Here is a 22,541-nt window from a genome sequence, read left to right on the forward strand (position 1 = left end):
TAGTCCGTCAGGACATCAACGGGGGATGGGCACACGGGGCGGGATGATCGAGTTCTTAGACACCGTACTGAGCTTTCCGACTGTCATTTTCACTTTCCTTCTCGTGGTGGTCATCGGCTATTGGCTGACCGTGATCACCGGGCTGTTCGAACTGGAAGATGACGCCACCTGGCTGGGCCTCGGGGGAGTCCCGGCCGGGATCGTGCTTTCGCTGTTGATTGCCCTGGCCTGGTTGCTCTGCCTGATAGGCAGCGTGGTGGCGAGTGGCGGCCTGCTGATCGCCGTCCCCTTCGCCGCACCGGTCGGGGCCTGGCTGGCCATCCGTGGCCTGCTGGGTCCGCTACGCAGGCTGTTCCCTGCCGGGGACCGGCATTCGCGTGGTGATTTCGTCGGCCAGATGTGCGTGATCCGCACCGGCGCGGCCACCCCTGACTTCGGCCAGGCCGAGGTCACGGCCGCCGACGGCTCGTCCGCGATCGTGCAGGTACGCACGACCGGCGAGGACCGCCTCGCCCGCGGCGACGACGCACTCATCTTCGAATACGACAAAGACGGCGAATTCTTCTGGGTCATGCCCTACGAAAGTGAGCACTGATGGACGTCATCTCCACCGGCTTCGGCGTATTTCTCGCCGTCATCCTGGTCATCGTGATTGGCCTGCTCGTCGTCATCGGCCGCCTTTTCCGCAAGGTGGATCAGGGCAAGGCACTGATCATCTCCAAGGTCAACAAAGTGGACGTGACGTTCACCGGCGCCGTCGTCTTACCGGTCGTCCACAAGGCCGAGACCATGGACATCTCGGTCAAGACCATCGAGATCGAGCGGACCGGCCGCGAAGGGCTCATCTGCCAGGACAACATCAGGGCCGACATCAAGATCACGTTCTTCGTCCGCGTGAACAAGACCGCCGAGGACGTCATCAAGGTCGCCCAGGCCATCGGCACCGTGCGCGCCAGTGACGAGTCGACGCTGCAGGAGCTGTTCAGCGCGAAGTTCTCCGAGGCGCTCAAGACGGCCGGCAAGCAGCTCGACTTCGTGGACCTCTACACCAAGCGCGACGAGTTCAGGGACCAGATCGTCCGGCTCATCGGCACGGACCTGAACGGCTACAGCCTCGAGGACGCCGCCATCGACTACCTCGAGCAGACCTCGCTCATGCAGCTCGACAAGAGCAACATCCTCGACGCGCAGGGCATCCGCAAGATCACCGAGCTGACGGCGATCGAACACGTGCGCACGAACGAGTTCCAGCGCAACGAGGAGAAGGAGATCACCCGCCAGAACGTCGACGCCCGCGAGGCCATCCTGGAGCTGCAGCGCCGCCAGGCCGACGCCGAGCTCAAGCAGCGGCGGGAGATCGAGACCGTCAAGGCCCGCGAGGAGGCGGAGATCGCCCGCGTGCAGGCCGAGGAGCGGCTGCGCGCCCAGAGCGCGAACATCAAGGCCGACGAGCAGCTCGGCGTGCAGAACGAGAACCGCGCGCGTGAGATCGCGGTCGCCGAGAAGAACCGCGAGCGCGTGATCGCGATCGAGTCCGAGCGGATCGAGAAGGACCGCGTGCTGGAGGTCATCGCCCGCGAGCGCGAGACCGAGCTGTCGCGCATCGCCAAGGACAAAGAGGTCGAGACCGAGAAGCGGACCATCGCCGAGGTCATCCGCGAGCGCATCGCGGTCGACAAGACCGTGGCCGAGCAGGAGGAGAGCATCAAGCGGCTGCGCGTGGTCGAGGAGGCCGAGCGCACCCGCCAGACCGTGATCATCGCCGCCGAGGCCGAGGCCCAGGAGAACCTGGTCAAGGACATCAAGGCGGCCGAGGCCGCGGAGGCCGCGTCCAAGTTCAAGGCGCGCGAGGAGCTGGTGCTCGCCGAGGCCAGGCAGCAGGCGGCCGAGCTGGAGACCAGGGCCAAGATCCGGCTGGCCGAGGGCATCCAGGCCGAGTCGGCCGCGGCCGGGCTGGCGGAGGTGCAGGTCAAGGAGCGCGACGCCGAGGCCATCGAGAAGGTCGGCCGCGCGGAGGCGCTGGTGCTGAAGGAGCGGCTGGCCGCCGAGGCCGAGGGCGCCAAGTCCATGGCGCTGGTCGAGGGCGACCGGCTCAAGGCGCAGGCCGAGGGTGAGCAGGCGATGGCGCTGGCCGGGGCGGCCGCGGTGGGCGAGAAGCTCAAGGCCGAGGCCGAGGGTCTCACGCAGAAGGCGGCCGCGATGGCGGCGCTGGACGAGGCCAGCAGGGCGCACGAGGAGTACCGCCTGCGCCTGGAGGCCGACAAGGAGATCAGGCTCAAGCACATCGACGTGTCGCGGCAGGTGGCGGAGTCGCAGGCCAGCGTGCTGGCCGCCGGTCTCGCCAAGGCGAACATCGACATCGTCGGCGGCGACACGATGTTCTTCGACAAGGTGGTCGGCTCCATCACCGCGGGCAAGGTGGTCGACGGGTTCGTGGACCACTCGGAGGTCGCGGGCGCGCTGGTCTCGCCGTACGTGAACGGCTCGGCCAGCCTGGCGACCGACCTGGCGAACGTGATCGGCGGCGTGCGTACCGAGGACATCAAGAACCTGACCGTCTCCGCCCTCCTCCTGCGGCTCATCCAGGACGGTGGCCCGCAGGCGACGGCGCTCGGCGAGCTGCTGGAGACGGCCCGCAGGCTCGGCGTGGCCGACTCCCCCGTGGCGGCGCTCGCCGGGGCCGCTCGGTGACCGAGCTGGAGGCGGGGACTTACGAGGTCCTCAGGAACAGGCTCCAGGCCCAGGCCAAGACCCTGACGGCGGCGGCCGAGGCGCTCAACGGGGCGCGGCTGAAGGTGTTCGGCGGCGCGGAGCTGCGCCTGCTGGGCACCGAGCGGATCCGCACGGAGAACAACTGCGTCCCCAGGGACATCGTCTCCCTGGGCGACGTGATGCTCTTCGGCTACAACGTCTTCATCGGGCTCAAGCCGGAGACGGCGGTGGCGGACGTGTTCGCGGTGCACCGGTTCTCCAGGGACGGTGACGCGTTCAGGTTCGACGCCGACAAGCTGGAGACGCTGGACGATCCGGCGTTCAAGAAGGACTTCGCCGAGCTGTACCGGTACTACAAGGAGACCAGGCTGCAGCAGCTGCGGCGGGTCGAGGGCAAGCTGCTGGCGGTGTTCCAGACGGGGCCGGCGGACCTGCGGGTGCTGCGGTGGACGGTCGACAACGGCGGAGTCCCGAAATATGTGGACAACCGGGGGGAGCGGGATCACACCTTCCCCCCGTCCCACGACTTCGAGTGGACGCCGACCACGCGCGACGACCACGTGCTCGGACGGCACCCGCACATCTCGATCGAGGGAGAGGTGTTCGTCGAGACGGTCGGCGGCGACCTGACCATCAAGATCGAGAACAACACGGAGACCGGCGCCGGCATCTACGCCGAGCCGGTCGCCGAACCGCTGCAGAGCCTGGCGGACGCCGACGTCGAGTACGCCAGGGTCGGGCCGCTCGTCCTCATGCGGATCAGGCCGTACAAGGAGACCGAGTGGCGCCACCTGGTCTTCAACACCCGCACCAAGGCGGTCATCAGGCTCGACGGCCTCGGCCAGGCGTGCCAGCGCCTGCCCGAGGACCAGGGGCTGATCTTCCCCGGCGGCTACTACCTGGCGACCGGGGCCAGCAAGACGTTCGACACGGACGTGACGGACCTGGAGTTCGAGCGGGTGGTCCGCTCGCCCAACGGCGAGGACGTCCTGTACGTCTTCCACGCCAGGGGTGACGGGCGCTCGCTGCTGCTGCCGTACAACGTGATCAGGAAGGAGGTCGCCAACCCCATCGTCTGTCACGGCTACTCGCTGTTCGACGACGGCACGATGGTGGTCTTCCGCGCGATCTCCGACGAGCCCACCCGGGTGCACCCGATGCAGGTCTGGCAGACGCCGTACGTCTCCGACACGTACGCCGCCGCCCAGCCAGCCGGGACGGGGCCCCTGGAGCGCATCGGCAACGCGGAGCTGGTGCGCGGAATCTCCGACTGCCTGTCCGTGTCGCGGATGGTCGAGGAGATGGCGGCGTCCGCGGGGACGTTCGAAGGGCTGATCGCGGCCTGCACGCGGACGTTCGACTCCTATCACTGGCTCGAGGAGCACGGCCTGAGCGGGCCGCTCGCCGACGTGCGGGCCACGGCCGAGCAGGTGCTGGACGAGTACGAGAACGTCGAGCAGCTCACCCGCCAGGCCGCCGAGGCGCTCACCGCCGCCTCCGAGGAAACCACCCACCTGGTACGCGAGGCGCGGGCGGACAGTCCGGTCACCGCGGACGCCTGGGTCGACACGCTGGCCACGCTGCGGCGGGCCCAGGGTCGCCTGGTGACGTTGCGCGAGACCCGCTACATCGACCTGGCCGGCCTGGACGCGCTGTCCTCCTCCGTGACGGAGGAGCTGGCGTCCGTCGGCAGGCGGGCGGTCGAGTTCCTACAGGGTGCGGACGCGTTCACCGCCTACCACGCGGCCGTCGAGGAGCTCGCCGCCGGGGCGGCCGCGATCGGCACGGTCGCGGAGGCCGCCCCCGTGGCGGACCGGCTGGCCGCGCAGGCGGAGGGGCTGGAGGTGGTGACGGAGGTCGTCGGCTCGCTGGACATCGCCGACGCGACCGTACGCACCTCCATCCTGGGCCGGATCGCCGAGGTCCTCGGCGGGGTGAACCGGGCGCGCGCCATCCTGGACGGGCGCCGGCGCGAGCTGCTCGGGACGGAGGGGCGGGCCGCGTTCGCTGCCGAGTTCGCCCTGCTCGGCCAGGCCATCACGGGCGCGCTGGCGATGGCGGACACCCCGGCCAAGTGCGACGAACAGCTCGGGCGGCTGATGCTGCAGCTGGAGACCCTGGAGTCGCGCTTCGGCGAGTTCGACGACTTCGCGGCGCAGCTGTCGGCCAAGCGGGAGGACGTCTACGAGGCGTTCTCGGCCCGCAAGCAGACCCAGCTCGACGACCTCGCCCGGCGCGCCGACCGCGTCTTCGCCTCCGCCGAACGCATCCTGGGCAGCATCACCCGCCGCCTCGGCGCGCTCGCCTCCCTGGACGATGTCAACACGTACTTCGCCACCGACCCGATGGTGGCCAAGGTCCGCTCGGCCGCCGTCGAGCTGCGCTCGCTCGGGGACGCAGTACGGGCCGAGGAGCTGGACGGGCGCGTCAAGTCCGCCCAGCAGGAGGCGGGCCGGGCCCTCCGGGATCGCCTCGACCTCTTCTCCGACGGCGGGGAGACGCTCCGGCTCGGCCGCCACCGCTTCGCCGTCAACACCCAGCCCATCGACCTGACGCTGGTGCCGCACGGGAGCGGGTCAAACGAGCCCGGAAGCGGCCGTGAGCATGAGCGCGTGTCCATGCACTTCGCGATCACCGGGACCGACTACCGCTCGCCCGTGCCCGCCTCCTTCGCCGACACCCGGCCCTTCTGGGACCAACTGCTGGTGTCGGAGACGCCTGAGGTGTACCGGGGCGAGCACCTGGCCGCCTCGCTCCTGGACTCCCTCTCCCCCGGGGCCGTTCTTGAGGACGCGGTCCGCCAGGCGGTGGAGTCGCGCTATGACGAGGGGTACGAGCGCGGGGTCCACGACCACGACGCCGCTGCCATCTTGGACGTGCTGGTACGGCTGCGGTCGGGGGCGGGGTTGCTGCGGTATCCGGCCGAGGTGCGGGCGGCGGCGCAGCTGTTCTGGGCCTTCGGGTTGGACGAGGTTTCACGTAAAACATTCACCACGCGCGCCGTGTCGCTCGTCCGCGCCCGCGCCGTCTTCGGCCCCACCCCTGCCCTGGACTCGCTGGCGGTCGAGCTGGAGACGTTGATCGCGGACTTCGTCGGCGGCCTCCGCCCGCCGGTGCCCGACCCTACCGTCACGAGGGCCGGGCTTGCGGGGGAGTATCTCGTCGAGGAGCTGGGCAGCAGCCCGTTCGGGTTCGTGACCGGCAAGGCGGCGCGCGACCTCCTCGACGGCTTCCGCCAGACCCTGGGCCCGGCCAAGCTCCGGGAGTTCGAGGACGAGCTCAAGAGCGTCCCGCTCCCCGAGCGCCTGCAACTGGCCCACGCCTGGATGGCCGCCTACCACCAGGGCCCCGAGGTGGCGGAGGCCATCGCGGTGCAGCTGTGCGACGTCCCCCGCCACGACTCCAGCGCCGCCGTCCACGAGACCGTGGAAGGCCTCTTGGGCGCCCACCCCCGCATCAAGGACCGCAAACTCGACATCCGGCTGGACGAGCTCCTCACCAGGACACGCCGCTTCCGCCAGGAGCGCGTCCCGGCGTACCGGGCCTACCAGCGGCGCAGGAGCGAGCTGGTCGAGGCCGAGCGCCACCGCCTGCGCCTGGACGAGTACAAGCCCAAGGTCATGAGCGCCTTCGTGCGCAACCGCCTGCTCGACGAGGTGTACCTGCCGCTGATCGGCGACAACCTGGCCAAGCAGCTCGGCGCGGCGGGCGCGGGCAAGCGTACCGACCAGATGGGCCTCCTCCTGCTCATCTCACCGCCCGGCTACGGCAAGACGACCCTGATGGAGTACGTGGCCAGCCGCCTGGGCCTGGTGTTCGTCAAGGTGAACGGCCCTGCCCTGGGCCACGAGGTGACCTCGCTGGACGCGGCGGACGCGCCCGACGCGACGGCCAGGCAGGAGGTGGAGAAGATCTCGTTCGCGCTGGAGACGGGCAACAACACGCTGCTCTACCTCGACGACATCCAGCACACCTCGCCGGAGCTGCTGCAGAAGTTCATCTCGCTCTGTGACGCCCAGCGGCGCATCGAGGGCGTGTGGAACGGCCGCACCCGCACGTACGACCTGCGTGGCAAGCGGTTCGCGGTGTGCATGGCGGGCAACCCGTACACCGAGTCCGGGCAGCGTTTCCGCATCCCCGACATGCTGGCCAACCGCGCCGACGTCTGGAACCTGGGCGACGTCCTGTCGGGCAAGGACGACCTGTTCGCGCTGAGCTATGTGGATAACGCGCTGACCTCCAACCCGGTGCTCGCGTCGCTCTCCGGCCGCGACCGCGCGGACGTCGAGCTCCTCGTACGGCTCGCCAGGGGCGACACGACCGTCCAGCCCGACCAGCTCCGTCACCCGTACAGCAAGCCGGAGCTGGATCAGATCCTCAGCGTGCTGGCCAAGCTCGTACGCGTCCAGGAGGTCGTGCTGGCCAACAACCAGGCCTACATCGCCTCGGCCGCCCAGTCCGACGCGGCCCGCACCGAGCCCCCGTACCGGCTGCAGGGCTCGTATCGCAACATGAACAAGCTGGCCGAGCGCATCGTCCCCGCCATGAACGACGCCGAGCTGGAGGCGGTGATCGACGACCACTACCTGGGAGAGGCCCAGACCCTGACCACGGACGCCGAGGCCAACCTGCTCAAGCTGGCCGAACTGCGCGGCCGCCTCACCCCGGCTCAGGCCGGACGCTGGGCGGAGATCAAGACCGCCTACCTCAAGGCCAAGGCCCTGGGCGGCGCCGACGACGACCCGATGGCCCGGGCTGTGGGCGCCCTCGGCCTGCTGGCCGACCGCGTGAGCGAGGTCGGCACCGCCATCCGCGAAGCCGACCGCGTGGGCGAGGTGGACACGACCGTTCGCGAAGCCGACCACTAGGCCACCAACCCGGCTCGCTCGCCCTGGTGCGGCGGCCCGTGATCCCACCCACCGGCCGCCGCACACCGCGCTGGAGGCTGCGGGGCTATGTCGTCAGGTCGCGGGTGGCCGCGCGTTGGAGGGCCGTGGCGCGGGTGACGTAGTCGAGGATCAGCTCCAGCTCGTCATCCGTGTACCGCGCGTACAGCTCCCCCAACGCCGCCACGAACGGCTCGAACAGCTCGCTGAACCCGGCCAGCCGCTCGTAGTTGATCTCCACGATGACCCGCCGCCGGTCCCGCGTGTCGCGCACCCGCCGCACCAGCCACTTCGACTCCAGCCTGTCGATCAGCCCGCTGACGGTGGCCGGCGCCAGCCCCGCGTGCTGGCCGATCTCCCCCGCCGTCAGCGGCCCCATGCGCTGCAGCAGGTCGAGCGTCTTCTCCTCGGTCATGCCGAGCCCCAGCCGCTCGCCCATGGCGGTGTGGTACATCACGGCGGCGTTGCTGTTGTCCCGCCCCGCCATGCCGAGAGCCTCCAGCAAATTCTTTCGCCGCTCCGAAATATCTCTGGACACAGGTAAAGCCTCCGCATATATTTCGTTCGACCGAACGAAAGGTTATCACTATGAAGGCTCTGATCATAGGCTGCGGCATCGCCGGACCCGTCACGGCGATGGCCCTGCGCGAAGTGGGTGTGGACGCCGAGATCTTCGAGGCGTACGGGCAGGGCGCGGAGGACGTGGGCTCGTTCCTGAACGTCGCCTCAAACGGCCTGGCCGCGCTCCGCGTGCTCGGCGCGCACCACAAGGTATTGTCCCAGGCCATCCCCACTCCACGCATGGTCATGTGGAGCGGATCGGGCAAGCGGCTGGGCGAGGTGGCCAACGGGCTGCGGCTCGACGACGGCACGGTGAGCCACACCGTCCTGCGCTCCGACCTTTACCGGACCATGCGTGACGAGGCCGCCCGGCGCGGCATCGAGGTCACGTACGGCAAGCGCCTGGTCTCGTACGACGAAAGCGCAAGGCAGGTGACGGCCAGGTTCGCGGACGGCACGGAGGCGACGGGCGACCTGCTGATCGCGTGCGACGGCGTGCACTCGAGAACCCGCACGATCCTCGACCCGCAAGCTCCCACCGCCCGCTACAGCGGCCTCTACAGCTTCGGCGGGATCGTCAAGGACGCCGGCTTCCCCGGCGAGCCGGGCGTCTACAACATGGTCTTCGGCAAGCGCGCGTTCTTCGGCTACACGGAGCGGCGAGCCTGGGGCGGAGAGCGGCAGCTTGCGTCACCAGCGGAGCCCCGTGCGAGCGCGACCATAGGCGCGGTGCCCGAGTCGGGCGAGACCTGGTGGTTCGCGAACCTGCCCAGGCGGCTCGGCGACGTTCCGAAGGACTGGAAGCCGGTGCTGGTCAGGGCGTTCGAGGACGACGCGAACTTCTCCGCCGAGCTCATCCGGCGCAGCGACGTCGAGCCGGGGTCGCCGATCTACGACCTGCCACCCGTGCCCGTCTGGCACCGCGGCCGGGTCCTGCTGATCGGGGACGCCGCGCACGCCACCTCACCCAGCTCCGGCCAGGGCGCCTCGCTGGCCATCGAGGACGCGGTCGTGCTGGCCAGGTGCCTGCGCGACAGCGGGAGCCACACGAAGGCGTTCGAGCGCTTCGAGGCCGAACGGCGGCCCAGGGCGGAGCGGGTGGTGGCGTACTCGAGGACGATCAGCAACAGCAAGGCCGCGAGCCCGGTCGCCCGGGTCTTCCGCGACCTGATGCTGCCGTTCTTCCTGAAGAAGAGCGCGAGCCAGGAGTCACTCGCCTGGATGTACCGCTACCAGGCGAGCCTGTGAGACCGCCGCCTCCCCGGCCGGGACCAGCGGCAACCGCACGTCCGGGGTCGGGATCAGGCCCTGGGCGTGCAGCACTCCCTTGATCACGGTGGGGTTCGGCTCGGCGAAGAGCGCGGCCGAGAGCCTGGCCAGCCGGTGCCCGAGCGCCCTCGCCCTGGCAGCGTCGCCCGCGTTCCAGGCGTCCACCAGCTCGACGTAGCCGCGGGTCTGCAGATGCGCCGAGGCGAGGATCCCGCCGACGGCGCCCAGCGCGAGCAGCGGCGAGATGAACGCGTCGTCGCCCCCCACCACCTCGAACCCCTCGGGCAGATCCCCCAGCAGGTCCACCGCATCCTGGTCGATCCCGCCCGCCGCGTACTTCATACCCGCGATCATCGGGTGCGCGCCCAGGTGCCGGAAGGTCGCGGCGCCGACCGCCTGACCCGTCCGGTACGGGATGTGGTAGATCACCAGCGGCACCGGGGTCGCCTCCGCCAGCGCCTCGAAGTGCGCGATCACCCCGCGCTCGCCCGGCCGCAGGAAGTACGGCACCGTCACCAGCGCGGCTCCGACCTCCGAGGGCAGGCCCTGCAGGGCCCGGGCCGTCGAACGCGTGTCGTTCCCCGTCACCCCCACCGTCAGCAGCGCCTGCCGCTCCGCGCACACCCGCGCGCACGCCTCGATCACCAGCTCCCGCTCACCGGGGTCGAGCGCGGCCACCTCGCCCGTCGTCCCCAGCGCGACCAGCCCGGCGGCGCCCTGGTCGAGGTAGTCCGACGCGAGCTTCTCGATCGCGTCCACGGCCACCTCTCCCGACGAGGTGAACGGGGTGACCAGCGGTACGTGTAGTCCTCTCAGCATGGTTCGAGCCTGTCCTGCCCGGACCCGTTAGGTCCAGCGCGGATTTCTTCGTTTGAGATTAAGCTCAGCTTATGCTCGACCCGCGCAAGCTCCACCTCCTCCGCGAACTCGCCCGGCGCGGCACCATCGCCGCGGTCGCGGAGGCGGTGACGTTCACGCCTTCGGCCGTCTCCCAGCAGCTCAGCGCGCTGGAGCGGGAGGCGGGCGTGCCGCTGCTGGAGCGCACCGGCCGTACGGTGGCGCTGACGCCCGCCGGGCACCTGCTGGTCGAGCACGCTCACGCCGTGCTGGAGCAGCTCGAACGCGCGTCGGCGGCGCTCGCCGCCGCGCGTGGCGGGCCTTCAGGGCCGCTACGGATCGGCGCGTTCCCGACGGCGGCCCGCGTGCTCCTGCCCCCGGCGCTCGTCGAGCTGACCGGGGCGCATCCCGGGCTGGTGCCGATGGTCTCCGAGATCGACCCCGCCGACGTCTCGGCCGCGCTGCGGGCGGGCGAGCTGGACGTGGCGCTCGTGCACGAGTACGACTTCGTGCCGCCCGTGACGGACGCGTCCATCGAGACGGAGCCGCTGTACAGCGAGCCCATGTACCTGACCGACCGGCCCTCCGTGGCCGACGCCCGCGCCGACGCGTGGATCACCGACAGGCCGGGCACCCTCTGCCACACCATGGCGATCCGGGCGTGCCAGGCGGCGGGGTTCGAGCCGCTCGTACGGCACCACATCGACGACTTCGACACCGTGCTCGCCTTCGTCGCCGCCGGGCAGGGGGTCGCGCTCGTACCGCACCTGGCGGCGATCGACCCGCCGGCCGGGGTGACGCTCACCCGCCTGCCGCTGAGCCGCCGCACGCTCGCGGCGTTCAGGAAGGGGAACGGCGAGCACCCGTCGATCAGGGCGGCCGTCGCCGCCTTCCACGCGGCGATCCCCCACCTGCCCCTCTAACGCAGCAGCCCTCTGACCAGGTCGGCGAAGCCGGCGGCGAGCCGTTCGTGCTGCCCGGCCCGCAGCTGGCTCGCGATCGGCTCCATGTGCAGCGTGCCGAGCAGCATGTGGGCGATCTGCTCGGCGTCCACGTCGGACCGCCCTTCGGCGATCAGCCGGGACACGTGCCGGTGCCAGGACCGGTAGATCGGGTTCTCCTCCCTGCGCTGCTCGCCGTGGGCCTTCGTGGTGACCCTGGCGTGCTCGATGGCGCTGACGAGGTTCCCGTTGCGCGCCGCCAGCACGGCCACGTCCGCGAAGAACGCGACCAGCCGCTCGACCGGCTCCGCCCCCGGCCCCAGCGGCGGCGGCCCCTCGGTGAACGCCTGCTCGAACTCGCGCGCCCGCTCGCTCATCAGCTCCAGCATGAGCCCCGTGCGGCTCCCGAACCGGTGGAACACCGTCCCCTTGCCCACGCCGGCGGCGACCGCCACCCGCTCGACCGAGACCTGCTCGGGCGGGTGCCGCCGCAGCAGCTCCTCGGCCGCCCGCAGGATGGCCTGCCTGTTGCGCGCGGCGTCGGCCCGCTCTCGACGTTCCATCCGGTCATTCTTTCCCATGGACAAACTTGACCAGTGGTCCATATATTAACTGGACCATCGGTTCAGTTAAAGGAGTGCACGCATGCGCGCGATCGTCCTGTCGGAAAAGGGCGGCCCCGAACGGCTCGAAGTCACGGACCTGCCGCGCCCCGGCCCAGGCGAGGGCCAGGTCCTCATCCGCACCCAGGCCGTCGGCGTCAGCTACGCCGAGACGCAGATCCGGGCGGGGACGCTGCCGTTCCCGCTGCCGCTGCCCGCCGTGATCGGCGCGGAGGCGGCCGGCGAGGTGGTCGAGGTCGGCGAGGGGGTGGACGCGAAGCTGCTCGGGAGCACGGTCGTGGGGGTCACCGGCGGGCTCGGCTCGTACGCCGAGTACGCCGTGCTCCCGGCCGCTCTGACGGCCCCGGTGCCGGACGGCGTGCGGCCGGACCAGGCGCTGGCCGCGGGGGCGCCCGGCGCGCTGGCCCTCGCCCTGCTGCACAAGGCACGCCTCGCCGGCGGTGAGACCGTGCTGGTCGAGGCGGGCAGCAGCTCGGTGGGGACGTACCTGGTGCGGCACGCGAAGGAGTTCGGGGCCGGGCGGGTGATCGCCACCGCCGGCTCGGCCGCCAAGCGGGACCGGACCGCCGAGCTGGGCGCCGACCTCGTGCTCGACCACGGCCAGGCCGACTGGCCCGACGAGCTGCCCGAGGTGGACGTGGTGTTCGAGTCCATCGGCGGCACCACGGCCAGGCGGGTGCTCGACCACCTCACCCCCGGCACCGGCCGGATGCTGTTCTACGGGATGCTGGCCGGGGAGCCCGCCGCCGTCACGGCCGCCGACCTCATGGAACGCGGGGTGACACTCACCGGGTGCAGCGGGCCCGGCTGGGCCGGGGAGGTGTTCGGGACGCACTATCCGGCGATGCTCGACCGGCTCGCCTCCGGACGCAGCGTCGCCTACATCGACCGTACGCTGCCGCTGGAGGAGGCCGCGCAGGCCCACCGCCTGCTGGAGAGCCGCGCGGTCACCGGCCGGATCCTGCTCATTCCGTAAGGAACCCTCAGGAGGCGAGGACGGCTTCGAGCACGGCCTTGGAGCTGTCCCCGCTCTGGTCGTAGTCGCCGGCCGTCACTGCCACGATCAGCTCCTCCTCAGGCAGGACGAGCAGGTGCTGACCGCCGTTCCCGAGGCCGCCGACCCAGTGGCGGTCCTTGGTGTTCACGTACCACTGGTAGCCGTACTCGAACCCGTCCTCGATCACCACCCGCGACCGCACCAGCTCCTGGAGCCACTCGGCGGGCACGATGCCCCGGCCGCCGTCGAGCACCAGCTGCCCGACGGCGGCCAGGTCGACCGGCCGCAGCCGAAGGCCGGCCGCGGCGCTCACCGTGTCGTGGTATCCCTTGGACCACTCGAACGCGTCGATCCCGAGCGGGCGGAAGAGCGCGGTCGCGGCGTACTCCTCCAGCGGCCTGCCGGCCCCGCGGGCGATCAGGCCGCCGAGCAGGGCGCTGGCTCCGCCGCAGTAGTGCCAGCGCTTTCCCGCCTCCTCGACGACGGGCCGCTCCAGCAGGTACCGGTACCGGTCGGGCGCCAGCTCCATCGCGATCTCGCTGTTGGCCGGGCTGGTGTAGGGGGCGCTCTCGTCCCATTCGAGGCCGAGGGTCATGGTCAGCGCGTGCTCGACGGTCAGATGAGCGCGCTCCGGATCCGCCACCAGATCCTGATATTCCGGAAACTGGGCTACCAAGGGCGCACCCGGCTCCGGCACGAGCCCTTCGCCCAGCGCGATGCCGTACAGCAGCGCCACCATGCTCTTGGACACGGAGCGCAGGTCGTGCAGCGTGTCCCGGTCGAACTCGACGTGCCCCAGCGAGTCGCCCAGCCGGTGGTCCGGCCCCGCGCCGTAACGCTCCAGCACGATCTCCCCGCCCCGCATCACCACGAGACCGTGGAAGTTCGGCGCCTTGCCCGTGCCCAGGATCTCGTCGACCCGCTCAGCCATTGCCACGATGTTCCTCCTGAAAGTCGGCACATCCTGGCATACCGCCTCACACAGTGTCAGACGCAAGCCCTCAAGACAGCTCCGACAGCGCGCGTTCCCAGGGGAATCGGTGGGCGCCGGCGTCCGGCTCGTCCGTGGCGACCTGCCGTGGCAGGCCGAACACGACCCGGACGCCCTCGGCGCGTAGCTCGTCGATGCTGCGCAGGAAGGGCCGACGGACGGCCAGGGCGCTGTTGACGAAGGGCAGCACGACGACGGGGATGCCGAGCCCGGGCGCCTCGGCCAGCAGGCCCAGGGCATAGGTGTCGGCGATGCCCCCGGCGAACTTGTTGACCGTGTTGTACGTGGCCGGCGCGACGATGATCGCGCCTGGTCGAGGGGGTTTGGGCTCGTGCGGCTTGCGATAGCGGCTGCGGACGGGCCGGCCGGTCTGGGCTTCCAGAGCGGCCACGTCGATGAAGTCGAGAGCCGACGGAGTGGCGACGACCTGGACGGCCCAGCCCCGCTCCTGCGCCATGGCGACCAGCCGGCCGACGTCCGGGGCCGGCCCGGCGGCGCACACGATGATGTAGAGCTCGTCGCCCTGCGGTTCGGCCACGCGTCGGCTCCCGGGGGGTTCGGCGGTGCCGCGGCTGCCGGGCAGCCGCGGCCGTCTCCTCGTCAGTCGGTGCCGGATTCCATCGCGGCGTGGTCGAGCAGCTCGTCGTCGCCGGGGATCTCGCCGCGCTCGCCACGGTTGGCGATCGCCTCGGCGCCGCCCTCGGGCATCTCGCCGATCAGCTCGGTCGAGGCCGTCTGCGGCACGTCGGTCAGCATCGGGTGCTGGGGTCCGACGATGCCGAGCCCGGCGTACTGCTCCAGCTTGGCGCGGGTGTCGGCGATGTCGAGGTTGCGCATGGTCAGCTGGCCGATGCGGTCGACCGGCCCGAAGGCGGAGTCCTCGGTGCGCTCCATGGACAGCTTGTCCGGGTGGTAGCTGAACGCCGGCCCGGACGTGTCCAGGATGGAGTAGTCCTCGCCGCGCCGCAGCCGCAGGGTCACCTCGCCGGTGACCGCCGTGCCGACCCAGCGCTGCAGCGACTCGCGCAGCATCAGCGCCTGCGGGTCCAGCCAGCGGCCCTCGTACAGCAGCCGGCCCAGCCGCCGCCCCTCGGCGTGGTAGTTGGCCAGGGTGTCCTCGTTGTGGATCGCGTTGACCAGCCGCTCGTAGGCGGCGTGCAGCAACGCCATGCCCGGCGCCTCGTAGATGCCCCGGCTCTTGGCCTCGATGATCCGGTTCTCGATCTGGTCGGACATGCCCATGCCGTGCCGGCCGCCGATGGCGTTGGCCTCCAGGACCAGGTCGACGGCGGAGGGGAACTCCTTGCCGTTGATGGTCACCGGCCGGCCCTGGTCGAAGCCGATCGTGACGTCCTCGGCGGCGATCTCGACGTCGGGGTCCCAGAACCGCACGCCCATGATCGGCTCGACGATCTCGATGCCCGCGTCGAGGTGCTCCAGCGCCTTGGCCTCGTGGGTCGCGCCCCAGATGTTCGCGTCGGTGGAGTACGCCTTCTCCGTGCTGTCCCGGTAGGGCAGCCCGTTGGCGAGCAGCCACTCGGACATCTCCTTGCGGCCGCCGAGCTCGGTGACGAAGTCGGCGTCCAGCCACGGCTTGTAGATCCGCAGGGAGGGGTTGGCGAGCAGGCCGTAGCGGTAGAACCGCTCGATGTCGTTGCCCTTGAAGGTGGAGCCGTCTCCCCAGATCAGCACGTTGTCGTCGAGCATCGCGCGGACGAGCAGGGTGCCCGTGACGGCCCGCCCGAGAGGCGTGGTGTTGAAGTAGGTGCGCCCGCCGGAGCGGATGTGGAACGCCCCGCAGGCCAGGGCCGCGAGCCCCTCCTCCACGAGCGCAGCCCGGCAGTCGACCAGCCGGGCGACCTCGGCGCCGTACGCCTTGGCGCGGCCGGGCACCGAGGCGATGTCAGGCTCGTCGTACTGGCCGATGTCGGCGGTGTAGGTGCACGGCACCGCGCCCTTCTCGCGCATCCACGCGACCGCGACCGAGGTGTCGAGGCCACCGGAGAAGGCGATCCCGACACGTTCACCGACAGGCAGAGAGGTGAGCATCTTAGACACGAGTCGAAGTATATACACACCTATGCATGACCATGCAAACCCCCTCGCCGGATTTCCGCCGCGATGTGCATCGCAGGCTCAGGCCGCGGGTTTCCTGACCTCCAGGATGCCGGTGCTGAACCACGGTCCGCCGTACCAGAACCGCCAGCCCGCGTCGCGCCGCCGCACGTCCACCACGCCGAGCGAGCGCAGCGTGTCCTCGTACGCGGCCGTGTGCTGGAAGTCGGCGATCAGCATCAACCCGCCGGGCCGCAGCACCCGGTGCGCCTCGCGCACGGCCTGCGCGCGCCCTTCGGCGTCGGGGATGTTGTGGATGGCCAGGCTCGACACGATCGCGTCGAACGCGGCGTCGCCGAACGGCAGGTCGCGCATGTCGCCCGTCACCAGCTCGACGCGGTCGGCGACGCCCTCGGCGGCGGCGTTCGCCCTGGTCTTGGTCTCCCGGTTGCCCGACTGGTCCTTCGACTGCCACAGGTCGATGCCGGTCGCCTTGCCGCGTTCCAGCCGCCGGGCCGCCATCAGCAGCACCGCGCCCCGGCCGCAGCCGAGGTCGAGCAGGAGCTCGTCGCCGTTCAGCCGCTCGAGCTCACCGGCCCAGACCGCGAACTTGCCGCGCCGCGTCGTATAGAGGTAGCTGGCCGCGCTGGCCAGCGTGTAGAGCCCGCCGAGCAGGAACGCGATGCCCGCCAGGGGGATGTCGAGCAGGAACGAGACCGACGCCAGGGCCAGGAGCACGAGCGCTCCGAACAACAAGCCGACCAGCGCCCAGGGAGCGTCGAATCCGTAGCTTCCGTGTCGCTTGCGCACACTCACGTTATATCTCAAGGTGGTCTTGACATGGAATTGACCTGACCCGTCCCTTCCTACCGTCTTTCCCGCACAGCGCATTACTAAGGTGGCGTGGATGGGCGCGCAAATGGGGGTTTGACCAGGCATGACGGAGAAAGAGCGGGGATTCGGCCTGGGGGCGAGCATGGCCCTGACACTGGCATCGTCCTTGTTGTGGGGAGTGGCACATCTGGCTGCGGAGCGCCGTAAGACGGGCTTGGCGCTCATGTTCGGATATGTCGTGATGCTGGCCGGCATCCTCATGGTGTTCACGGCGTACAGCACTCACCTGCTGTCGCTGGCGGTGCAGCCCCGCTGGCTCGTCGGGTTCACCGTGGTGCTGGTGGCGATCGCGATCGCCTGGACCGGCGTGGTCGTCTGGTCCTTCGTCCTGGTACGCCCGCCGAGCTCCGACAGGATCGGCCGCTTCCTGACCACGGCGCTGACGCTCGCGCTCTGCGCGCTCATCATGACCCCGACGGTGTACGCCACCAGGCTCGCGTACCTGTCACGCGACGTCGTGAACACCCTGTTCCCCAGCACCACCGCCACCGCGCCCATCATGGCCCAGGACCCGTGGAACGGCGCCAGCCGGGTCAACTTCCTGCTCCTGGGCGGCGACGCCGCACCGAACCGGCCCGGCGTGCGTACCGACAGCATGACCGTGGCCAGCGTGGACACCGAGACCGGCGCGACCACCCTGTTCGGCCTGCCGCGCAACCTCCAGCGCGTCGAATTTCGCGCGGGCCCGGCCAGGGACCAGTTCCCCTACGGCTTCACCGGCACCGGCCCCGACACGCCCGGCCTGCTCAACGAGATCTTCCAGTACGCCGAGGAGCACCCCGAGGTGGTGCCGGGGGTGGAGCGGCGCCAGCGCGGACCCGCCCTGATCAAGCAGACGATCGGCGACATCCTCGGCCTCAACGTGGACTACTACGCCCTGGTGGACATGAAGGGGTTCGCGGAGATCATCGACGCCATGGGCGGCGTGAAGGTCACCATCAGGGAGCCCATCGTGTACGGAAAGTACCGCGAGGGCCTGCTGCCGGCCGGCACCCGCAGGCTGTCCGGCGAGGAGGCGCTCTGGTACGGCCGCTCGCGCACCGACAGCGACGACTACGTCCGCATGGGACGCCAGAAGTGCCTGCTCAACGCGCTCGCCAAGCAGGCCGACCCGATGACCGTGATCAACAGCTTCGAGCGGCTGGCCGTGGCTACTAAGCGGGCCATCTCCACCGACCTCCCGCAGGACCTGCTGCCGGCCGTCATCGACCTCGCGCAGCGGGTCAAGGACGCCAAGATCCGCAGCCTCAGCTTCGTGCCGCCGCTGATCAACACGGCGTACCCCGACTGGTCGTTCATCCGCCGCAAGGTCGCCGAGACCCTGGAGGCCGGCCCGACCAGGGCCGGCACCGCCGCCGAGCGGACGCCGGACCCGGAGACCCCGGTCAACCTCGACGCCACCTGCACCTGAATCGCCCGTCCGAAAAGGCCACGTGGGAACCCGTCCACGTGGCCTTTTCGCGTTGCCCGCACACGCCCGGCACGGAGTGTGGCATGATGACAACGGAAACGGTTTTCATATCCACCTGGAGGGGCCGTGAGAGTGGCGTTCGTCGGAAAGGGCGGCAGTGGCAAGACGACGATGTCCGCGCTGTTCGCCAGACATGTGGCGAGCCAGGGCGGGCCGGTGGTGGCCGTGGACGCCGACATCAACCAGCACCTGGCCATGGTGCTCGGCCTCGACCGGCAGCCCGAGCCGCTCGGCGCCCACCTGACCGAGATCAAGGAGCGGCTGCGCGGCGACAACCCCCGCATCCCCTCCGCCGACGCCATGGTCAAGACCACCCCGCCCGGCCGCGGCTCCCGGCTGCTGAGCTTCGAGGACCTGGCCGCCGACCCGTACGCGCTGACCACCCCCGACGGGCTGCGCCTCCTCGCGACCGGCCCGTTCAGCGAGGACGACCTCGGCGTGGCCTGCTACCACTCGAAGGTCGGCGCGGTGGAGCTGCTGCTCAACCACCTCATCGACGGCCCCGGCGAGTACGTCGTGGTGGACATGACCGCAGGCGCCGACTCCTTCGCCTCAGGGCTGTTCACCCGGTTCGACCTGACGTTCCTCGTCGCGGAGCCGACCAGGCAGGGCGTGAGCGTCTACCGCCAGTACCGCGAGTACGCCGCCGCGTACGACGTCGCGCTGGCCGTCGTCGGCAACAAGGTCCACGGCCCGTCCGACGTCGACTTCCTGCGCGAGCACGTGGGCGACGACCTGCTCACCTGGATGGAGCACTCCGCCGCCGTCCGCGCCATGGAGCAGGGCCGCCACTTCACGCTCGACGACCTGGAGCCGGTCAACGCCGACGCGCTGGCCGTGCTCCGCAAGACCCTCGACGAGCAGGAGAAGGACTGGCCGCGCTTCGGCCGCCAGACCGTGGACTTCCACCTGCGTAATGCCCACGCGTGGGGCAACGACCGGACCGGGTCCGACCTGGCCTCACAGATAGACCCGGATTTCGTGTTCGGCCCCTGAGTGCCCCCCTCCAGGCATCTGGAGCGATCACGAATCCCCACTTAGCGTCAGATTGATCCCATTCGAGAGGAGACAGCATGTCGCTGACCGTTCCGAACGAACTGCTCGACCAGGCCAGAGCCGGTGACGTGGACGACGCGGCCTTCATCGCGTGCGTCCGCGACTCGCTCCCGTACGCGTGGTCGCTGATCAGCGGGCTGGCCGAACAGCGCGAGCAGACCGGAGCCGAGTTCGCCGACAACCAGGTGCCACCGCCGTCCGAGGAAGCCCGCGGCCAGCTCCTGCGCTGCCTGGCGAGCGACGCGATGCGCGGAGCGCTGGAGCGCCACTTCGGAGTACGGCTGGCCTTCCAGAACTGCCACCGGGTCGCCGTCTTCGACCCGACGGCGACCAAGGCCCTGCACGAGTTCGTCACCCCAAGGGCCCAGATCCTCAACCAGAAGCCGGAGCTGGTCGACTGCTGACCGGCCGGCCCGGTGACCCGGCGCAGTGACCCGGCCCAGTGATCCGGCACTGCCCGGGTCACCGGGCCCGTAGCAGCGGCAGCACCTCCGCCCCGAACCGCCGCACGTTCTCCACCGTCCGCCGATGCTCGCCCAGCCCCTCGACCAGCAGGATGAACCGCTCGATCCCGGTGTTCTCGGCGGTACGCAGGATCGTCGCGGCACAATGCTCGGCCGACCCGACCGGATGAATCCGGGCCAACAAATCCACATATGCCGGGATATTTCGCATGGGTCGGGGGCGATCGTCCACCGGCACGTACCCCGCCAGCCCCGGCTCCAGCCACCGGGGCAGCGACTCCTTGATCTCCCGCACCGCCTCCGCCGTGGAGTCGGCCACGTAGGCCACCCCCGCCGCCACATGATCGGTGGCGGTCCCGCCCCGGGCGACGTAGTCCTCGACCAGGGCGGCCTTCTCGGCGTCCCCGATGTGCATCCCGAGCAGCATCGGCAGCCCCCGCTCCGCCGCCACCCCCACGGTCGCCTCGGACGTGCACGCGACCACCGGCCGCAGGCTCGCGCCCGGCACCACCCGGACCTCCCTGAACCGGAAGAACTCCCCGTCACCGGCGACGGGACCGCCGGAGAGCCCGTCGAGCAGGAGGTCGAGCGACTCCCCGAACCCCCGCTCGAACCGCTCGGCCCCCGTCCCGAACACCTCCAGGTCCACCCACGGCCCGCCCCTGCCGACCCCAAGCGTGAACCGCCCGCCGGACAGGTGGTGCAGCATGGCCGCCTGCTCGGCCAGCGCCACGGGATGCTGCGTGGACAGCACGCTGACGGCCGTGCCGAGCCCGATCCGCGAGGTCCTGCCGAGCGCGACCGCCGCCAGGGTGGTCGCGGAGGGGCACACGCCGTAGGACATGAAGTGATGCTCGGCGACCCACGCGTCGTCGAACCCCGCCTGCTCGGCGGCCACGATCACTTCGACGGCATCGGCCAGCACCTGCCCGGCCTCCTGGCCGGGGAACTGCGCCGCGATGACGAAGACGCCGATTCGCACCCATCCGATGATGCCCGATGGCCTCCGTTCAGCCGAACAGGCTGGCCTGGCCCTCTCCCACGAGCGGGTCCCGGTGGTGCTTGAGGTGCCGCCATCGAGGGAGGTCGTCCAGGTAGGACCACGAGAGCCGGTGGTGGGGTGTGGGGCCAAGCCGGGCCAGGGCCTCCTGGTGGAGGGGTGAGGGATAGCCGGCGTTGTCGGCGAAGCCGTACTCCTCGCAGCCGATCGTCCCCATGTACGCGTCGCGCCGGACCTTGGCCAGGACGGACGCCGCCGCGACCGAGATGCTGGCCGCGTCGCCCTTGACCTCCAGGCGTACCGGCCAGGGCGGGCCGATGTAGTCGTGCTTGCCGTCGAGGATCACCGCGTCCGGGCGCACCGGCAGCGCTTCCAGCGCCCGCCTGGCGGCCCGGCGCAGGGCCTCGGTCATGCCCAGCTCGTCGATCTCCGTGTGGGTGGCCTCGCCGAAGCCGATGCCGGCCGCCCACGCGGCCAGCTCCTCGGCGAGCGGGGTGCGCCTGGCCGCCGAGACCTGCTTGGAGTCCGTGAGGCCGGACGGCGGCTCGGACAGGTCGGTGACGACGGCGCAGACCGTTACCGGCCCCGCCCACGCGCCACGGCCCACCTCGTCAATGCCAGCGACCGTGCGGGTGCTCGGCTGGGAGAGCAGGAGGTGCTCGATGTCGTACGTCGGCGCCATAACGGCAGACGCTATCGCCTCACCGGGCCGTTCACCGGGCCGTTCACTGAGCCGTTCACTGGGCCACCTCGTCATCTTCCAGCGGATCGCCGGGCGGGCGGCGGTCCGCTGGACGTACCGGATCCAGGTCGGCGGCGAGGTAGCGGGCGGCCACGTGGATCGCGCGGAGCGTCACCGACACCGACGGCCGGTTGACGCTCGAGTTGCGGGCGACCGCGTGCACGTCGCGCCCCACCGGGTTTCCCGGGAACTGGCGCACCGCCAGCCCCCGCACCCCTGCCGCCAGCGCGAGCGCGGGCACGGCGGCGATGCCGATCCCCTTCGCCACCAGAGAAAGGATCGTTCCCAGCCCCTCGAACTCCCACGGCGTGGGCCGGGTCCCGCCCACGTCCACCAGGAGCCGGTCCACCGCCAGCCGGGACGGCTCCCCGTCGGGCGTCGCCATCCACGGCTCGTCGCGCAACTCCCGCAGGTCCACCGGCACGTCGGGGTCGGCCAGACGGTGCTTGCGCGGCACCACCAGCACCAGAGGGTCGCGCAGCAGCGGGAACACCCGCAGGCTCTCGTTGTCGCGCACCCGCCCGTACCAGTCGTCCACGAGCGCGATGTCCACCTCCCCCGACTGCACCTCGCGCATGCCCCGGCCCGACCTGCTCTGCCCCAGCCGGAGCGTCAGCTCGGTGTGGCGGCGCAGCGAGCGGGCGAGCGCCGGAGCGAACGCGACCGCGGCCGTCGGGAAGGCGGTGACCACGACCCGCCCCGCGGGTGTCCCCGCATGGGCGGACAGGTCCGACTCCGCCTCCTCGACCATGGACAGGATGCGCTCCGCGTGCGCCACCAGCCGCCGCCCCGCGTCGGTCAGCTCGGCGCTGCGCGCGGTCCTGTCGATGAGGACCGTTCCGGTCTCACGTTCGAGCGCGACGAGTTGCTGCGACACGGCCGAAGGACTGTACCCCAGCGATGCCGCCGTCGCAGCGATACTTCCGCGACGAGCGAACTCGCAGATCAGGACCAAACGCCGCAATTCAAGCATCACTCTTCCTTATGCCTACCCACGAAAAGCCTCGCTTGTGCTGATGCCTTCATCAAACCACCCTGGGAA

Annotated in this window: 19 protein-coding genes; 9 read left to right on the forward strand and 10 right to left on the reverse strand. The window is 70.6% G+C overall.

The genetic code is table 11. The features are described from left to right. The first annotated feature begins 43 nt into the window (after positions 1-43). Genes ACIHFD_RS45135 through ACIHFD_RS45145 form a run of 3 tightly spaced genes read left to right on the forward strand, consistent with a single transcriptional unit; the run spans position 44 to position 7,580 of the window. Positions 44-595, forward strand: coding sequence for a hypothetical protein (locus tag ACIHFD_RS45135; protein WP_350724016.1), 552 nt, complete (start codon positions 44-46; stop codon positions 593-595). Then, positions 595-2,691 carry a flotillin family protein gene (locus tag ACIHFD_RS45140; RefSeq protein WP_397372164.1) on the forward strand — a complete coding sequence of 699 codons (2,097 nt, stop codon included), beginning with the start codon at positions 595-597 and terminating at the stop codon, positions 2,689-2,691. Before ACIHFD_RS45135 ends, ACIHFD_RS45140 begins: the two co-directional genes overlap by 1 nt. Further along, positions 2,688-7,580, forward strand: a complete 4,893-nt coding sequence (locus ACIHFD_RS45145; protein WP_397372165.1) for a DNA repair ATPase — start codon at positions 2,688-2,690, stop codon at positions 7,578-7,580. Before ACIHFD_RS45140 ends, ACIHFD_RS45145 begins: the two co-directional genes overlap by 4 nt. 85 nt (positions 7,581-7,665) lie before the next feature. On the opposite strand, the gene ACIHFD_RS45150 is transcribed toward ACIHFD_RS45145, so the two are convergent. After that, entirely contained in the window at positions 7,666-8,085 is a 420-nt protein-coding gene (locus ACIHFD_RS45150; protein WP_364251737.1) for a MarR family transcriptional regulator, read from the reverse strand. Positions 8,086-8,186: 101 nt separating this feature from the next. Between ACIHFD_RS45150 and ACIHFD_RS45155 the strand changes: the two genes are divergently transcribed. Then, positions 8,187-9,407, forward strand: a complete 1,221-nt coding sequence (locus ACIHFD_RS45155; protein ID WP_397372166.1) for an FAD-dependent oxidoreductase — start codon at positions 8,187-8,189, stop codon at positions 9,405-9,407. Here ACIHFD_RS45155 and ACIHFD_RS45160 read toward each other — a convergent pair. After that, positions 9,369-10,247 (reverse strand): 4-hydroxy-tetrahydrodipicolinate synthase family protein, encoded by an 879-nt coding sequence (locus ACIHFD_RS45160; RefSeq protein ID WP_397372167.1) that lies wholly within the window; start codon positions 10,245-10,247, stop codon positions 9,369-9,371. The two genes, ACIHFD_RS45155 and ACIHFD_RS45160, sit on opposite strands and share 39 nt — an antisense overlap. A gap of 71 nt (positions 10,248-10,318) precedes the next feature. Here ACIHFD_RS45160 and ACIHFD_RS45165 point away from each other — a divergent pair, with 71 nt between their 5' ends. Further along, positions 10,319-11,188 carry a LysR family transcriptional regulator gene (locus tag ACIHFD_RS45165; RefSeq protein WP_350724027.1) on the forward strand — a complete coding sequence of 290 codons (870 nt, stop codon included), beginning with the start codon at positions 10,319-10,321 and terminating at the stop codon, positions 11,186-11,188. On the opposite strand, the gene ACIHFD_RS45170 is transcribed toward ACIHFD_RS45165, so the two are convergent. Next, positions 11,185-11,769, reverse strand: coding sequence for a TetR/AcrR family transcriptional regulator (locus tag ACIHFD_RS45170; protein WP_350724028.1), 585 nt, complete (start codon positions 11,767-11,769; stop codon positions 11,185-11,187). The genes ACIHFD_RS45165 and ACIHFD_RS45170 overlap by 4 nt on opposite strands. Before the next feature lie 82 nt (positions 11,770-11,851). Between ACIHFD_RS45170 and ACIHFD_RS45175 the strand changes: the two genes are divergently transcribed. Then, positions 11,852-12,805, forward strand: coding sequence for a zinc-binding alcohol dehydrogenase family protein (locus ACIHFD_RS45175; RefSeq protein WP_397372168.1), 954 nt, complete (start codon positions 11,852-11,854; stop codon positions 12,803-12,805). 7 nt (positions 12,806-12,812) lie between these two features. On the opposite strand, the gene ACIHFD_RS45180 is transcribed toward ACIHFD_RS45175, so the two are convergent. The 4 genes from ACIHFD_RS45180 to ACIHFD_RS45195 all read right to left on the reverse strand — a co-directional run bounded on the left by ACIHFD_RS45180 (position 12,813) and on the right by ACIHFD_RS45195 (position 16,682). Next, positions 12,813-13,757 carry a serine hydrolase domain-containing protein gene (locus ACIHFD_RS45180; protein WP_397372169.1) on the reverse strand — a complete coding sequence of 315 codons (945 nt, stop codon included), beginning with the start codon at positions 13,755-13,757 and terminating at the stop codon, positions 12,813-12,815. A 70-nt stretch (positions 13,758-13,827) separates the two neighbouring features. Continuing rightward, positions 13,828-14,355, reverse strand: a complete 528-nt coding sequence (locus ACIHFD_RS45185; RefSeq protein WP_397372170.1) for a flavoprotein — start codon at positions 14,353-14,355, stop codon at positions 13,828-13,830. A 62-nt stretch (positions 14,356-14,417) separates the two neighbouring features. Continuing rightward, entirely contained in the window at positions 14,418-15,875 is a 1,458-nt protein-coding gene (gene argG, locus ACIHFD_RS45190; protein ID WP_397372171.1) for an argininosuccinate synthase, read from the reverse strand. Between the two features lie 78 nt (positions 15,876-15,953). Continuing rightward, positions 15,954-16,682: a class I SAM-dependent methyltransferase gene (locus ACIHFD_RS45195; RefSeq protein ID WP_397372172.1), complete on the reverse strand. Its 729-nt coding sequence runs from the start codon at positions 16,680-16,682 to the stop codon at positions 15,954-15,956. Positions 16,683-16,929: 247 nt separating this feature from the next. Here ACIHFD_RS45195 and ACIHFD_RS45200 point away from each other — a divergent pair, with 247 nt between their 5' ends. From ACIHFD_RS45200 to ACIHFD_RS45210, 3 genes are all read left to right on the forward strand, one after another. After that, complete coding sequence (locus ACIHFD_RS45200; RefSeq protein ID WP_397372173.1) at positions 16,930-18,177, forward strand: LCP family protein; 1,248 nt, start codon at positions 16,930-16,932, stop codon at positions 18,175-18,177. 126 nt (positions 18,178-18,303) lie between these two features. After that, the gene (locus ACIHFD_RS45205) at positions 18,304-19,233 is read left to right on the forward strand and encodes an ATP-binding protein (RefSeq protein WP_397372174.1); all 930 of its coding nucleotides are present in this window, start codon (positions 18,304-18,306) and stop codon (positions 19,231-19,233) included. 77 nt (positions 19,234-19,310) lie between these two features. Next, on the forward strand, positions 19,311-19,697 hold the full coding sequence (locus ACIHFD_RS45210) for an SCO5389 family protein (RefSeq protein ID WP_357746706.1): 387 nt from the start codon (positions 19,311-19,313) through the stop codon (positions 19,695-19,697). A 58-nt stretch (positions 19,698-19,755) separates the two neighbouring features. Here the strand turns inward: ACIHFD_RS45210 and ACIHFD_RS45215 are convergent, their stop codons facing one another. From ACIHFD_RS45215 to ACIHFD_RS45225, 3 genes are read right to left on the reverse strand one after another with little or no spacing between them, the layout of a single operon-like run. Beyond that, the gene (locus ACIHFD_RS45215; protein WP_397372175.1) at positions 19,756-20,739 is read right to left on the reverse strand and encodes an LLM class flavin-dependent oxidoreductase; all 984 of its coding nucleotides are present in this window, start codon (positions 20,737-20,739) and stop codon (positions 19,756-19,758) included. A gap of 28 nt (positions 20,740-20,767) precedes the next feature. Then, on the reverse strand, positions 20,768-21,439 hold the full coding sequence (locus tag ACIHFD_RS45220) for a ribonuclease HII (RefSeq protein WP_397372176.1): 672 nt from the start codon (positions 21,437-21,439) through the stop codon (positions 20,768-20,770). Between the two features lie 55 nt (positions 21,440-21,494). Beyond that, the gene (locus ACIHFD_RS45225; protein WP_397372177.1) at positions 21,495-22,472 is read right to left on the reverse strand and encodes a LysR family transcriptional regulator; all 978 of its coding nucleotides are present in this window, start codon (positions 22,470-22,472) and stop codon (positions 21,495-21,497) included. Between the last annotated feature and the right edge of the window lie 69 nt (positions 22,473-22,541).

This window comes from Nonomuraea sp. NPDC051941 (genome assembly GCF_044593615.1).